This is a genomic window from Pseudomonas sp. GW821-FHT07F01, assembly GCF_059418825.1.
Window position 1 is genome coordinate 527,996 of the sequence record NZ_JBWKQO010000001.1, and the last position, 12,384, is coordinate 540,379.

General features: G+C 63.9%; 10 protein-coding genes. 4 read left to right on the forward strand and 6 right to left on the reverse strand.

Annotation, left to right across the window (positions count from 1 at the left end):
* The first annotated feature begins 140 nt into the window (after positions 1-140).
* Together AC07R1_RS02480 and AC07R1_RS02485 are read left to right on the forward strand one after the other, a co-directional pair.
* Positions 141-1,802, forward strand: coding sequence for an MFS transporter (locus AC07R1_RS02480; protein ID WP_011060836.1), 1,662 nt, complete (start codon positions 141-143; stop codon positions 1,800-1,802).
* Positions 1,799-2,923: an HlyD family secretion protein gene (locus tag AC07R1_RS02485; RefSeq protein ID WP_019094312.1), complete on the forward strand. Its 1,125-nt coding sequence runs from the start codon at positions 1,799-1,801 to the stop codon at positions 2,921-2,923. The genes AC07R1_RS02480 and AC07R1_RS02485 overlap by 4 nt, the downstream gene beginning before the upstream one ends.
* A 225-nt stretch (positions 2,924-3,148) precedes the next feature.
* Here AC07R1_RS02485 and copD read toward each other — a convergent pair whose 3' ends face one another.
* The 3 genes from copD to AC07R1_RS02500 are packed head-to-tail and all read right to left on the reverse strand — an operon-like array spanning position 3,149 to position 4,860.
* Positions 3,149-4,024: a copper homeostasis membrane protein CopD gene (gene copD / locus AC07R1_RS02490; protein ID WP_401402111.1), complete on the reverse strand. Its 876-nt coding sequence runs from the start codon at positions 4,022-4,024 to the stop codon at positions 3,149-3,151.
* Positions 4,025-4,027: 3 nt separating this feature from the next.
* Positions 4,028-4,396 carry a copper homeostasis periplasmic binding protein CopC gene (gene copC, locus AC07R1_RS02495; protein ID WP_220224217.1) on the reverse strand — a complete coding sequence of 123 codons (369 nt, stop codon included), beginning with the start codon at positions 4,394-4,396 and terminating at the stop codon, positions 4,028-4,030.
* A 29-nt stretch (positions 4,397-4,425) separates the two neighbouring features.
* Positions 4,426-4,860, reverse strand: coding sequence for a GNAT family N-acetyltransferase (locus AC07R1_RS02500; RefSeq protein WP_011060840.1), 435 nt, complete (start codon positions 4,858-4,860; stop codon positions 4,426-4,428).
* A gap of 264 nt (positions 4,861-5,124) precedes the next feature.
* Here AC07R1_RS02500 and AC07R1_RS02505 point away from each other — a divergent pair, with 264 nt between their 5' ends.
* Positions 5,125-5,745 carry a TetR/AcrR family transcriptional regulator gene (locus AC07R1_RS02505; protein WP_011060841.1) on the forward strand — a complete coding sequence of 207 codons (621 nt, stop codon included), beginning with the start codon at positions 5,125-5,127 and terminating at the stop codon, positions 5,743-5,745.
* A gap of 178 nt (positions 5,746-5,923) precedes the next feature.
* On the opposite strand, the gene preA is transcribed toward AC07R1_RS02505, so the two are convergent.
* The 3 genes from preA to hydA all read right to left on the reverse strand — a co-directional run bounded on the left by preA (position 5,924) and on the right by hydA (position 10,224).
* Positions 5,924-7,198 (reverse strand): NAD-dependent dihydropyrimidine dehydrogenase subunit PreA, encoded by a 1,275-nt coding sequence (preA, locus tag AC07R1_RS02510; RefSeq protein WP_194237802.1) that lies wholly within the window; start codon positions 7,196-7,198, stop codon positions 5,924-5,926.
* A complete protein-coding gene (locus AC07R1_RS02515; RefSeq protein WP_495110063.1) occupies positions 7,199-8,566 on the reverse strand; it encodes an NAD(P)-dependent oxidoreductase in 1,368 nt (455 codons plus the stop codon).
* Between the two features lie 218 nt (positions 8,567-8,784).
* Positions 8,785-10,224 (reverse strand): dihydropyrimidinase, encoded by a 1,440-nt coding sequence (gene hydA / locus AC07R1_RS02520; RefSeq protein WP_401154610.1) that lies wholly within the window; start codon positions 10,222-10,224, stop codon positions 8,785-8,787.
* 622 nt (positions 10,225-10,846) lie between these two features.
* On the opposite strand from hydA, the gene AC07R1_RS02525 reads away from it, so the two are divergent.
* Positions 10,847-12,334 (forward strand): NCS1 family nucleobase:cation symporter-1, encoded by a 1,488-nt coding sequence (locus tag AC07R1_RS02525; RefSeq protein ID WP_065363810.1) that lies wholly within the window; start codon positions 10,847-10,849, stop codon positions 12,332-12,334.
* Positions 12,335-12,384 lie beyond the last annotated feature (50 nt).

Sequence of the window (12,384 nt, forward strand, 5' to 3'; positions counted from 1 at the left end):
CCGACGCCAGCGCCTTAAAATAAAATTCATCCTGTAAGCCCGGGCATTGCCTGGGCGGCGGGATTTTCCGGCACACTGCCGGACCACCGGGAATATCGCCGACCGCCGCAACAGCGGCCGGCACAGCACAAGGTCATGGCATGGATCACTACGCCCCGCGCAACTGGCAGCCCCACGAAAAGCCCAGCTTGCCCGGCTCCCCCTCGACACCGTTGCACCCTACCCACAAGCGCCTGGCCTATGCGCTGGTGGGCTTGCTGGTGGCCATCACCGGTGGCCTGGGCAACTCGTTGGTGATCGCCAACCTGCCGTACCTGCAGGGGGCGCTGGGGGCGACCACCGCGGAAATGGCCTGGCTGCCGGCCGCCTACGTGATGACCAACGTGTCGATGAACCTGTTGCTGGTGAAGTTTCGCCAGCAGTTCGGCCTGCGCGCCTTCACCGAAGTGTTCCTGGTGCTCTACGCCCTGGTGACCTTCGGCCACCTGTTCGTCAACGACCTGAGCTCGGCCATCGCCGTGCGCGCGGCCCACGGCATGGTCGGCGCGGCGCTGAGCTCCCTGGGCCTGTACTACATGGTCCAGGCCTTCCCGGCGAAGTGGCGGCTCAAGGCCCTGGTGCTGGGGCTGGGCGCCTCGCAACTGGCCTTGCCCCTGGCCCGGCTGTTTTCCGAGGACCTGCTGCAGATCGCCGAATGGCGCGGCCTGTACCTGTTCGAACTGGGCCTGGCGCTGACCTCCCTGGGCTGCGTGTTCATGCTCAAGCTGCCGCCGGGGGACCGCTTCCGTACCTTCGAGAAGCTCGATTTCCTGACCTTTGCCCTATTGGCCACTGGCGTGGCCCTGCTGTGCGCGGTGCTGTCCCTGGGGCGCATCGACTGGTGGCTGGAGGCGCCGTGGATCGGCTACGCCAGCGCCGCCTCGATCCTGCTGATCATGGCCGGGCTGTGCATCGAACATAACCGCAGCAACCCGATGCTGATGACCCGCTGGCTGGGCAGCGGGGCGATAATCCGCCTGGCCCTGGCAGTGATACTGATTCGCATGGTGCTGTCGGAACAGTCCACCGGCGCCGTAGGCTTTCTCCAGGCGCTGAACATGAGCAGCCAGCAGATGCGCATGCTCTACGGGGTGATGCTGCTGGGCAGCATTGCCGGGCTGGCCACCAGCGCCCTGACCATCAACCCGGCGCACCTGCTGATGCCACTGGTCATTTCCCTGGCGCTGATGGCCGTGGGGTCGGTAATGGACAGCTTTTCGAGCAACCTCACGCGCCCGGCCAACATGTACTTCAGCCAGTTCCTGCTGGCCTTCGGCGGTACGTTCTTTCTTGGCCCGACCATGGTCCTGGGCACCCGCAACGTGCTGACCAACCCGCGCAACCTGGTGAGCTTCTCGGTGCTGTTCGGCATCTGCCAGAACCTTGGCGGGCTGATCGGCTCGGCCTTGCTCGGGACCTTCCAGATCGTGCGCGAGAAGTACCATTCCAGCCATATCGTCGAGCAGTTGACCCTGCTCGATCCCCAGGTCCTGGCCCGGGTACAGAGCGGCGGGGCGGCCTACGGCAAGGTCATTGCCGACCCGGACCTGCGCACCCTGCAAGGCATACGCAGCCTGGCCACCGCGGCCACGCGCGAAGCCAACGTACTGGCCTATAACGATGTATTCATGCTGATCGCGGTGATTGCGGTACTGACCATGATCTGGATATTCATTCGCAGCCTGTGGCTGATGAGCACGACCCAAGCGGTCGCGCCTGCTGCCCCGGCTCCCGTTCAACAAAGTGGTGCCTCTTCTTCATGAGCGAAACCGTCAACCCCACCACCAACGCCATTGCCTCGACTCCCGAGCCCAGCGGCCCGCCGACCATGCCGGCCACCGAGCCACGGCCGCTGGCGGTGCGCATCATCTCGTCCCTGGGCTTTGCCGCCATCGCCATCGTCGGTGTGCTGATCGTGCTCTACGCCTGGCAACTGCCACCCTTCTCCAGCGCCATCGAAAGCACCGAGAACGCCCTGGTGCGGGGGCAGGTGACCATCATCGGCCCGCAGCTCAGTGGCTACGTGTTCGAAGTGCCGGTGCAGGACTTCCAGCAGGTCAAGGCCGGCGACCTGCTGGTGCGCCTTGACGACCGCATCTACCAGCAGCGCCTGGACCAGTCCCTGGCGCAACTGGCGGTGCAGAAGGCGGCCCTGGCCAATGCCCTGCAACAGCGCAACAGCGCCGAAGCCACCATCAAGCTGCGCCAGGCGGCCCTGGCCGACAGCCAGGCCCAGGCGCGCAAGAGCGCGGCCGACCTGCAACGCAACGAAGCACTGATTGCCGACGGCTCGGTGTCCCGGCGTGAACTGGACGTGACCCGCGCGGCCAATGCCCAGACCGTGGCCGCCGTGGCCCAGGCCCAGGCGCAACTGGAAATAGCCCGCCAGGACCTGCAGACCGTGATCGTCAACCGCGGCTCCCTGGAAGCGGCGGTGGCCAGCGCCGAAGCCGCAGTGGAACTGGCGCGGATCGACCTGTCCAACACCCGCATCCTCGCCCCGCGGGACGGCCAGCTGGGGCAGATCGGCGTGCGCCTGGGGGCCTACGTCAACTCCGGCGCCCAGCTCATGGCCCTGGTGCCGAACCAGCTGTGGGTGATTGCCAACATGAAGGAAACCCAGATGGACAACGTCCGGGTCGGGCAGCCGGTGAGCTTTACCGTGGACGCCCTGAACCACCGCAAATTCACCGGCAAGGTGCAGCGGATCTCCCCGGCCACCGGTTCCGAGTTCGCCTTGCTGCAGGCCGACAATGCCACCGGCAACTTCGTCAAGATTGCCCAGCGGGTGCCGGTGCGGATCACCGTCGACCCGGACCAGCCGGAGCTTGAACGCCTGCGCCCGGGGTTGTCGGTGGTGGTCAGCATTGATACCAGCCAATAGCCGACACAGCACCTCACGTAGGAGCCGGCTTGCCGGCGAAGGGGCCGGCAAGATTTGCACCGATGCTGCAAACGCCTTCGCTGGCAAGCCAGCCCCTGCAAGGGCTGGGTTTTCCCAAGGCTCGATGCTTTGCGTAGGAGCCGGCTTGCCGGCGAAGCGGTTCGTAAGATTTGCAGCGATGCTGCCGACGCTTTCGCTGGCAAGCCAGCTCCTACAGGCTGAGGTTTAGACCGCCTGCATCGGCGGCAAGGTGCCCAGCAACGAGACCGCCGCCACTGCGGCCACTCCCAGCAGCCATTCCAGCTGCACGCTGTTGCGCAGGCTGGCAAGGCGCTGGTCGCAGCCGCGAATCCGCAGGCGATTGAACAGTGCCAGCGCGAGCATGCCCGCCACCAGCAGCACCTTGATCAGCAGGATCAGGGCAAAGCCGCTGAACAAGGGCGTTGGCCACCATTGCCCGGTAAGCACCCGCACGTTGATCAGGCCGGTTAGCAGCAAGCCGGTTACCAGCCCATAACCCACGCCGCTGAAGCGCTTTAACAAGGGCTCGACAGACAGCCCAGCGGGTTGCCGCAACACCAGCAACAACACCAGCAAGCCCCCCAACCAGATGGCGACGCAGCTTAAATGCACGATCTGATTGAGGATCAGCAACTGCCCCGCCAACCCATCGAGCATGGCACCGTGGCCCACCGGAGCCAGGGTTGCCAGGAGCAGGGCGCCCAGGCCCAGTTGCAGTGGCAGGCGCCGGCCCAGCGGGGTCAGCAGCAGGCCCAGCAACAGCAGGTTGAGCGACAGGTGCCAGCTCCAGACCTGGCCGAAGAAGGTCTTGCCCAGCACCAACTGCACGGTCGCCGGGTCCAGCGCCGCCGACCAGGAGCCGGCCATGCTGGCGGTGATCAGCAGCAGCCAGCACAGGCCGCTGCCCAGGCCGATCAGCGTCAACCAGCGGCTGAGTCGATCGAGCTGTCGATACACGGCGCCATGGCCGTTGTGCGCGGAATCACGGCCCAGCAACAGCGGGCGAAACACCCAGGCCCCGACCAGGGTCAGCACCACCGCAAAGTGCACGAAGCGGCACAGCACCAGCCATGACGCCATGGATTACTGGCTCACCTTGAAGCTGTAGCTGCCTTCGCTCTTGTGGGTATCCACCGACACGGCGTGCCATTCCACCTTGTACTCGCCGGCGCGCAGCGGCGTGGCGGCCGGGGTGACCACCAGGGTCTTCTTGTCCGCGCCTTCGGTGGCGACGCTTTTGACCTCCACCGGGGCGCCGTCCTTGCTCAGCTTGACCTGGGTGAAGGCCGCTTCCACGCCTTCGGTGAATACAAGACGCAGCTCGCTGGGCGCGCTGACACTGCCTTGGGCCGGCGGGGTCGAGCTTTTCAGGTGGGCGTGGGCGAACACCGAACTGGCGGCCAGCAGGGAGGACAGCAGGGCGGTGGTGGTGAAGAGGTTTTTCAGGGACATGGCAGGTTTACCTTTAAAGAGAATGGGGCTCATTGGTCTTGCAACTGCATGTGAATGATCGGAAACGGCCGGCCTTCACCGTCGGTTTCCGAACGACCGCAGTCGACGAAGCCGTAGCGACGGTAGAAACCATGGGCCTGGGGGTTCTGTTCGTTGACGTCGACCTTGAGGCCGGGACGGCGTACGTGATCCAGGAGCTTTCGACCGATGCCCTGGCCCCGTTGGGCCGGTTCGATGAACAGCATTTGTACCGTGTCGTCGCTGGTGGCGATAAAACCGCCGGGGCTGGCGTCGGGGTTCTCCCAGACCCAGGCCTCAAGGGCCGGCAGGTAGCTGTCGCGTACCAGCGGGTACAGGCGCTGGATATCGTCTTCAGCGATAAAGTCATGGGTGGCGCGGACCGAACGCTCCCAGAGCGCGGTCAGCAGGGCGTCGTCCGCAGCGACGCGAGGGCGAATCTTCATGAGCATGTTCCATCGGTAACAGGACAGATGGCCGGCGATGGTGCAGGGCCGGCATTCGGGCAGAGACCTGTATGCCCGTGTCGCGAATTAACGCCTGGACGGAGCACCGCAGTGGCTGCTGCAAATGAGCGGGAGGCCGATCCTACCCAATATGGCCGGGTGGTGAAAGACCGACGCAGGCCGGCGATGTCGCAGGCTTGACAGCTCCCCGCAGCGGGCGGGCGGATGCTAGTCTTGCCCCAGACTGTTTTCGTAGGAGCCCTCATGGGCAATCACAAGATCGAGATTCGTCGCAGCAACGTGGAAAAGATCCTCCTGGGTGCCGAGAAAATCTTCGCTGAAAAAGGCTATGCCGGCACCGCCATGGCCGACATTGCCGAAGAAGTGCAACTGCCGCGCTCCAACCTGCATTACTACTTCAGCACCAAGAACGAGCTGTACAGCGCTGTGCTCCTGGACCTGCTGGATGTGTGGAAACAGGACGCATTGTGCTTCGAGATGTTCGATGACCCGCGGGTGGTGCTCAGCAGCTACATCCGCGCCAAGATGCAGCATTCACGCAGCCGGCCCTATGGCTCCAAGGTCTGGGCCAATGAAATCATGCACGGCGCCCCGACCCTGGGCGAGACCCTGGATGCCAGCCTGTACGACTGGGCGAAGATGAAGGAAGCGAAGATCCGCCAATGGGTGGAGGACGGGCGGATCCTGCCGGTGGAGCCGTCGAGCCTGCTGTACATGATCTGGGCCTCGACCCAGCACTATGCCGACTTCGATCATCAAGTGATGATCCTCAACGACCACCAGCCCCTGTCGGATTTGCAATTCGAACGGGCGGTGCAGACCGTCACCAGCGTCATCCTGCGGGGTATCGGGCTGGAACCCTGAACCTGCATCGCCGCTTCCCGTAGGAGCTGGCTTGCCAGCGAAGGGGCCCGCAAGACCGCCTTCGCCGGCAAGCCGGCTCCTACAGAACCTCCCGCGATATTCCTGCCAGCCGTAGGAGCTGGCTTGCCAACGAAGAGGCCCGCAAGACCACCTTCGCCGGCAAGAGCAGGCCTCTCTCTCAAACAGCTTCGCGGTAGGGGTTGCGCGGATCGTGCAGCCAGTCGAGGAACGGTTTGCCCGTGTCCTGGGGCACCATCTCGATGCAGTCCTGCACCGGACAGGTGATCTGGCACAGGTTGCAACCCACGCATTCGTCGTCGATCACTTCATATACATGGCTGCCGTCGGCTTGCCGGAGGCTGGCAATCGCCTGATGCGAGGTGTCTTCGCAGGCGATATGGCAGCGGCCGCAGCCAATGCAGGCCTGCTGGTCGATCCTGGCGATCACCTGGTAGTTGATGTCCAGGTACTTCCAGTCGGTGGTGTTGCCCACCGCGCGCCCGGAGAAGTCCTGCAGGCTGTGGTAGCCCTGGCTGTCCATCCACCGCGACAGCCCATCCTTCATTTCCTCGACGATGCGAAAGCCATGCAGCATTGCCGCCGTGCACACCTGCACCGCACCGCAGCCCAGGGCGACGAACTCCGCCGCATCGCGCCAGCTGCCGATGCCGCCGATGCCACAGATCGGCAGGCCGCGGGTCTGCGGATCGCGGGCAATTTCCGCGACCATGTTCAGGGCGATCGGCTTGACCGCCGAGCCGCAATAACCGCCGTGGGTGCTCTGGCTACCCACCATGGGGTGGGCCACCATGCGCTCCAGGTCGACGCTGGTGATGGAGTTGATGGTGTTGATCAGCGACACCGCGTCGGCCCCGCCACGATGGGCGGCGCGGGCGGCCATGCGAATGTCGGTGATGTTCGGCGTGAGCTTGACGATCACCGGCAGCGAGCAATAAGTCTTGCACCAGCGAGTCACCTGCTCGACATACTCCGGCACCTGGCCCACCGCCGCACCCATGCCCCGTTCCGGCATGCCGTGGGGGCAGCCGAAGTTCAGTTCGATGCCGTCGGCACCGGTGGCTTCCACCAGCGGCAGGATGGCTTTCCACGACTCTTCGACGCAGGGCACCATCAGCGAGACGATCAGCGCCCGGTCTGGCCAGTCCTTCTTCACCTGGGTGATTTCCTTGAGGTTGATCTCCAGGGAGCGGTCGGTGATCAGCTCGATGTTGTTGATCCCCATCACTTCGCGGTTCGGTCCGAAATGCGCCGAATAACGGGACGAGACGTTGACCGCCGCCGGGTCCTCACCCAGGGTTTTCCAGACCACACCACCCCAGCCGGCCTCGAACGCGCGGACCACGTTGTAGGCCTTGTCGGTGGGTGGCGCTGAGGCCAGCCAGAACGGATTGGGGGCTTTGATACCGGCGAAGACAATCGACAGATCGGCCATTTATGCAGCCTCCTGGTTGAGCATCAGTCGGGCATGCATGGCTTCTGCGGCCAGCTTGCCGTGTTGTACCGCCTGCACGGTGAGGTCCTGGCCGAGGCTGACGCAGTCGCCGCCGGCGTAGACTCCGGGAATGCTGGTGCGCAGGTGTTCGTCCACCTGGATACGTTCGCCGCTGCGTTGCAGCTCCCGGGCCAGCGGGTCGCTCAGGGCTGTAGCGTCGAAGCTCTGGCCGATGGCCTTGAAGATCGCATCGGCGGCCAGTTCGAAGGTGTCGCCGGTGGTTTGCAGGCGGCCTTCCACCATGCGGGTACGGGCGAAGCGCATGCCGCGCACCCGGCCCTGGTCATCCAGCAGCACCTGTTGCGGCGCGGCCCAGGTCAGCAGGCGCACCTGATTGGCTTTGGCGATGTCCTGTTCATGCTCGGTGGCGCCCATGTCCTCGACGCCCCGGCGGTACACCAGGTTGACGTCACTGGCACCCAGGCGCGCCATCTGCACCGCCATGTCGATGGCGGTATTGCCAGCGCCGAGCACGATGCAGCGCTCGGCCAGGGGCAGTTGGCTGAGGTCGTCGGCCTGGCGCAATTCGCGAATGTAGTCGGTAGCGGCCAGCAGCCCGGGGGCGTCTTCATGCTCCAGCCCCAGTTGCTTGCTGGCGGCCAGCCCGAGGCCGAGGAACACCGCGTCGAACTGCTGGTGCAGCTCGGTCAGGCTCAGGTTGGCGCCGAGTTTGTGCCCGTGGCGGATCTCGATGCCGCCAACGCCCAGTAGAAACTCCAGCTCCTGCTGGGCGAAGTCATCCACCAGCTTGTACTTGGCGATCCCGTATTCGTTGAGGCCGCCAGCCTTGTCCCGGGCTTCGAAAATCACCACCTCATGGCCGTGCAGGGCGCAGCGGTGGGCGCAGGACAAACCCGCCGGGCCGGCGCCGACCACGGCAATGCGCTTGCCGGTAGGTGCGGCGCGCTGGAATGGGTGCTCGCTGAAGTGCGCGTTGTCCAGGGCATAGCGTTGCAGCAGGCCGATCAGCACCGGCGCGCACTCCTGGGCGTTGTTGCGCACGCAGGCCTGCTGGCAGAGGATCTCGGTGGGGCAGACCCTTGCGCAACTGCCGCCGAGGATGTTGGCCGAGAGAATCTTCTGCGCCGCGCCCTGGACGTTGTCGGTGTGGATATTGCGGATGAACGAAGGAATGTCGATCTCGCTGGGGCAGGCGTTGACGCAGGGCGCGTCGTAGCAATACAGGCAGCGCGAAGCTTCCAGGTGGGCCTGGCGGGCGTTGAGCGGCGGCGCCAGGTCGCTGAAGTGGCCGGCCAGGGTGGCGTTGTCCAGGGTCGGGTGGGGCAAGTGGTTCAAGGTCTTGATCACGGTTTTGGCCTCACGGTTCGTTTCTTGGTTGCCTCTGACGGGCATTTTCTATAGCTGGGATCACCCATATCCGTAGGAGCCGGCTTGCCGGCGAATAGGCCTTTGACTCTTACAAGGGATTTGCGGGCGCCTTCGCTGGCAAGCCAGCTCCTACAGGGGGCATGGGTTTCTGTAGGAGCGAGCTTGCTCGCGATAGGGGGGCAACGCCCCCCCCGGTCTCAGCGTTTAACCGCCGTCGGCTTGTGCCGCTCGGCGCGCTTGCTCAAGAGGTCGAACACCGCCGGGTAGGCCGGGCGTTCGATGTAGCGCCCGGCACCGCGTTCGGCCCGCAGGTCGCCGTCGGCCCACACCAGCTTGCCCTGGCTGATGGTGTGGCTGGGCACGCCGCGCACGGTCTTGCCTTCGAAGATGTTGAAGTCCACCTGCTGGTGGTGGGTCTTGGCGGAAATGGTGCGGCTGCCTTGCGGGTCCCAGAGCACCAGGTCGGCGTCGGCGCCGACGCGGATCGCGCCCTTGCGCGGGTAGAGGTTGAAGATCTTCGCGGTGTTGGTGGAGGTCAGGGCGACGAATTCCTGCATCGACAGGCGCCCGGTATTCACCCCTTCATCCCACAGCACCGCCATGCGGTCCTCGATGCCGGCGGTGCCGTTGGGGATCTTGCTGAAATCATCGCGGCCGGCGGCTTTCTGTTCGGCGCAGAAGCAGCAGTGGTCGGTGGCGGTGGTGTGCAGGTTGCCCGATTGCAGGCCGCGCCACAGGGCCTCCTGATGGCCACGGGGGCGGAAGGGCGGGCTCATGACGTAACCTGCGGCGGTCTGCCAGTCCGGGTCGCGGTACACGCTGTCGTCCAGCAGCAGGTGCCCGGCCAGCACTTCACCGTAGACCGGCTGGCCCTTGCCCCGGGCATAGCTGATTTCGTCCAGGGCTTCCTGGGTCGAGACGTGCACCAGGTACAGCGGCGTGCCCAGGGTCTCGGCGATGCGAATGGCCCGGCTGGCGGCTTCGCCTTCGACTTGCGAAGGCCGCGACAACGGGTGGGCTTCCGGCCCGGTAATGCCCTGGGCCAGCAGCTTGCGTTGCAGGTGATACACCAGCTCGCCGTTTTCCGCGTGTACCGTGGGTACCGCCCCCAGTTCCAGGCAGCGCTCGAAGCTCGCCACCAGGGTGTCGTCGGCGGCCATGATGGCGTTCTTGTAGGCCATGAAGTGCTTGAAGCTGTTGATGCCGTGGTGCTGCACCAGCTCGGCCATTTCCTCGCGCACCTGCTCGCTCCACCAGGTAATGGCCACGTGGAAGCCGTAGTCGCTGGCGGATTTTTCCGCCCAGCCGCGCCACTGCTGGAAGGCCTCCAGCAACGACTGCTGGGGGTTGGGAATCACGAAGTCGATGATCGAGGTGGTGCCCCCCGCCAGGCCCGCCGCCGTGCCGCTGAAGAAGTCTTCGCTGGCCACGGTGCCCATGAAGGGCAGCTGCATGTGGGTATGGGGGTCGATGCCGCCGGGCATCAAGTATTGGCCGCTGCCATCGAGCACTTCGCAACCGACGGGAATATCCAGATTGTTGCCGATGGCGCGAATTAGACCGTCTGCGCAGAGCACATCGGCTTTATAACTTTCATCATGGGTAATAACGGTGGCGCCACGGATCAACAGAGACATTCCGAGTTCCTCGCAGGCATGACCGACTGCTGTCGGTTCTAACTTTTTTATTGAACGCACTGATAACTTAAACAATCCTGTCATCGGTGACAGGATTAGAAGCTAGTCGCACTTCAAAGAAACATCAAGAATATTTTTTATAAGCTTATATTCAATATAACTTATTGAAATATAACGATTAAAAGTTCAAATCTGCAAAATGGTGCAGCCTCTCACCATTTTGACGCACTTGACAGGATCGAAAAATAGTCGAGATTTCCTATGTCAAATCAGCTGCTTGAGGAGGCGCTGGGAAGACCAGGAAATAACTAGAAAAATAACCGTGCACTGCTTTGGGTCCTGATCGAATGGACAACTTGCCAAACACCCGGCCTGAGTGGATTGGCAACTAACCAGGGGCTTGAAAGTTGCTTGCATAAAACCCAATGACATCAGTTGTTTACATGGATTCCGCCAACCGTGCAGCAACGACCGCGCAAGTACTTGGCATCTTTATTGAGTGCCGCCGCAGGTCGATGTGCCGGAGGGTGGAAGTCGTAAGTTCTCCGGCCATCGTCCGGCGCGCTGTCCCTTCGTGCGCCGGCCTGATGAGCAAAATAATCAGAACAACAGTGGAGCGGCCATGCAACAGATCAGATCCCAGGTGACCGAGCGCGCCGGCTTGTACGAGCTGGACGCCGGCAGCGACGTACTCGACAGCCCCCGTTACAACCACGACATAGCACCGACCAAGGTCCAGGAGCGCACCTGGAACAGATGGCACATCACCGCACTGTGGATCGGCATGTCGATCTGCGTGCCCACCTACACCCTGGGCGGGGTGCTCACCGCCTACTTCGGCCTCAGTGTCGGCGAGGCGCTGCTGGCGATCCTGCTGGCCAATATCGTGGTGCTGGTGCCCCTGACCCTCAACGCCTTTGCCGGCACCAAGTACGGCATTCCGTTCCCGGTGCTGCTGCGCTCCTCGTTCGGCATCATCGGCTCCAACGTGCCGTGCCTGATCCGCGCCCTGGTGGCCTGCGGCTGGTTCGGCATCCAGACGATGTTCGGCGGGCTGGCGATCCACCTGTTCCTGGGCTCGATCTTCGAGGGCTGGAAGGCCCTGGGCGGCACCGGCGAGGTGATCGGCTTCATGATTTTCTGGACCCTCAACCTGTGGGTGGTGCTGCGCGGCGCCGAGTCGATCAAGTGGCTGGAAACATTGTCCGCGCCGCTGCTGGTGGCGGTGGGCATCGGCCTGCTGGTATGGGCCTTGCCCAGCGTGTCGCTGACTGAGCTGTTGGCGATCCCGCCCAAGCGTCCCGAAGGCGCCAGCGTCACCGGCTACTTCATGGCCGGGCTCACGGCGATGGTGGGTTTCTGGGCCACCTTGTCGCTGAACATTCCCGACTTCAGCCGCTACGCGAAAAGCCAGAAGGACCAGATCCTCGGACAGATCTTCGGCCTGCCGCTGACCATGTTCCTGTTCGCCGCCCTGGGGGTGGTGATGACCGCCGCCTCGGTGAAACTGGTGGGGGTCACGGTGTCCGACCCGGTGAGCCTGATCGGCCACATCCAGAGCCCGGGCTGGGTGGCCCTGGCCATGGCGCTGATCATCATCGCCACCTTGTCCACCAACACCGCGGCCAACATCGTCTCGCCCACCAACGACTTCCAGAACCTGGCGCCCAAGCTGATCGGCCGCACCACCGCGGTGATCCTCACCGGCCTGGTGGGGCTGGCGCTGATGGGCCACGAGTTGCTGAAAAAACTCGGCCTGCTGATTTCCGACGTCAGCCTGGAGACCGTGTATTCCAACTGGCTGCTGGGTTACTCCAGCCTGCTGGGGCCGATTGCCGGGATCATGGTGGTGGACTATTTCATCATCAAGAAACAGCGCCTGGACCTGGCCGGCCTGTACCGCGACGACGTCTACCCGGCGTGGAACTGGCACGGTTTCATCGCCTTCGGCGTGCCGGTGGCCCTGACCCTGATGTCCCTGGGCAGCAGCGCCTTCAACTGGTTCTACAGCTACGGCTGGTTCACCGGCTCGGCCCTGGGCGGGTTGATCTACTACGGCCTGTGCAGCTTGCGCAGCCCCCAGGTGGCGACCGCCAAGACCCCAACATGAATACCCAGCCAGCGTGCTCGCGGGCACCACCCCCGTCCCGTAGGAGCTGG

Excerpts from the sequence above, each read along its gene's own strand:
- copD (WP_401402111.1), bottom strand. The coding sequence starts at position 4,024 with ATGGCGTCATGGCTGGTGCTGTGCCGCTTCGTGCACTTTGCGGTGGTG.
- hydA (WP_401154610.1), bottom strand. The coding sequence starts at position 10,224 with ATGTCTCTGTTGATCCGTGGCGCCACCGTTATTACCCATGATGAAAGT.
- AC07R1_RS02500 (WP_011060840.1), bottom strand. The coding sequence starts at position 4,860 with ATGAAGATTCGCCCTCGCGTCGCTGCGGACGACGCCCTGCTGACCGCG.
- AC07R1_RS02525 (WP_065363810.1), top strand. The coding sequence starts at position 10,847 with ATGCAACAGATCAGATCCCAGGTGACCGAGCGCGCCGGCTTGTACGAG.
- AC07R1_RS02505 (WP_011060841.1), top strand. The coding sequence starts at position 5,125 with ATGGGCAATCACAAGATCGAGATTCGTCGCAGCAACGTGGAAAAGATC.
- AC07R1_RS02480 (WP_011060836.1), top strand. The coding sequence starts at position 141 with ATGGATCACTACGCCCCGCGCAACTGGCAGCCCCACGAAAAGCCCAGC.
- AC07R1_RS02485 (WP_019094312.1), top strand. The coding sequence starts at position 1,799 with ATGAGCGAAACCGTCAACCCCACCACCAACGCCATTGCCTCGACTCCC.
- preA (WP_194237802.1), bottom strand. The coding sequence starts at position 7,198 with ATGGCCGATCTGTCGATTGTCTTCGCCGGTATCAAAGCCCCCAATCCG.
- copC (WP_220224217.1), bottom strand. The coding sequence starts at position 4,396 with ATGTCCCTGAAAAACCTCTTCACCACCACCGCCCTGCTGTCCTCCCTG.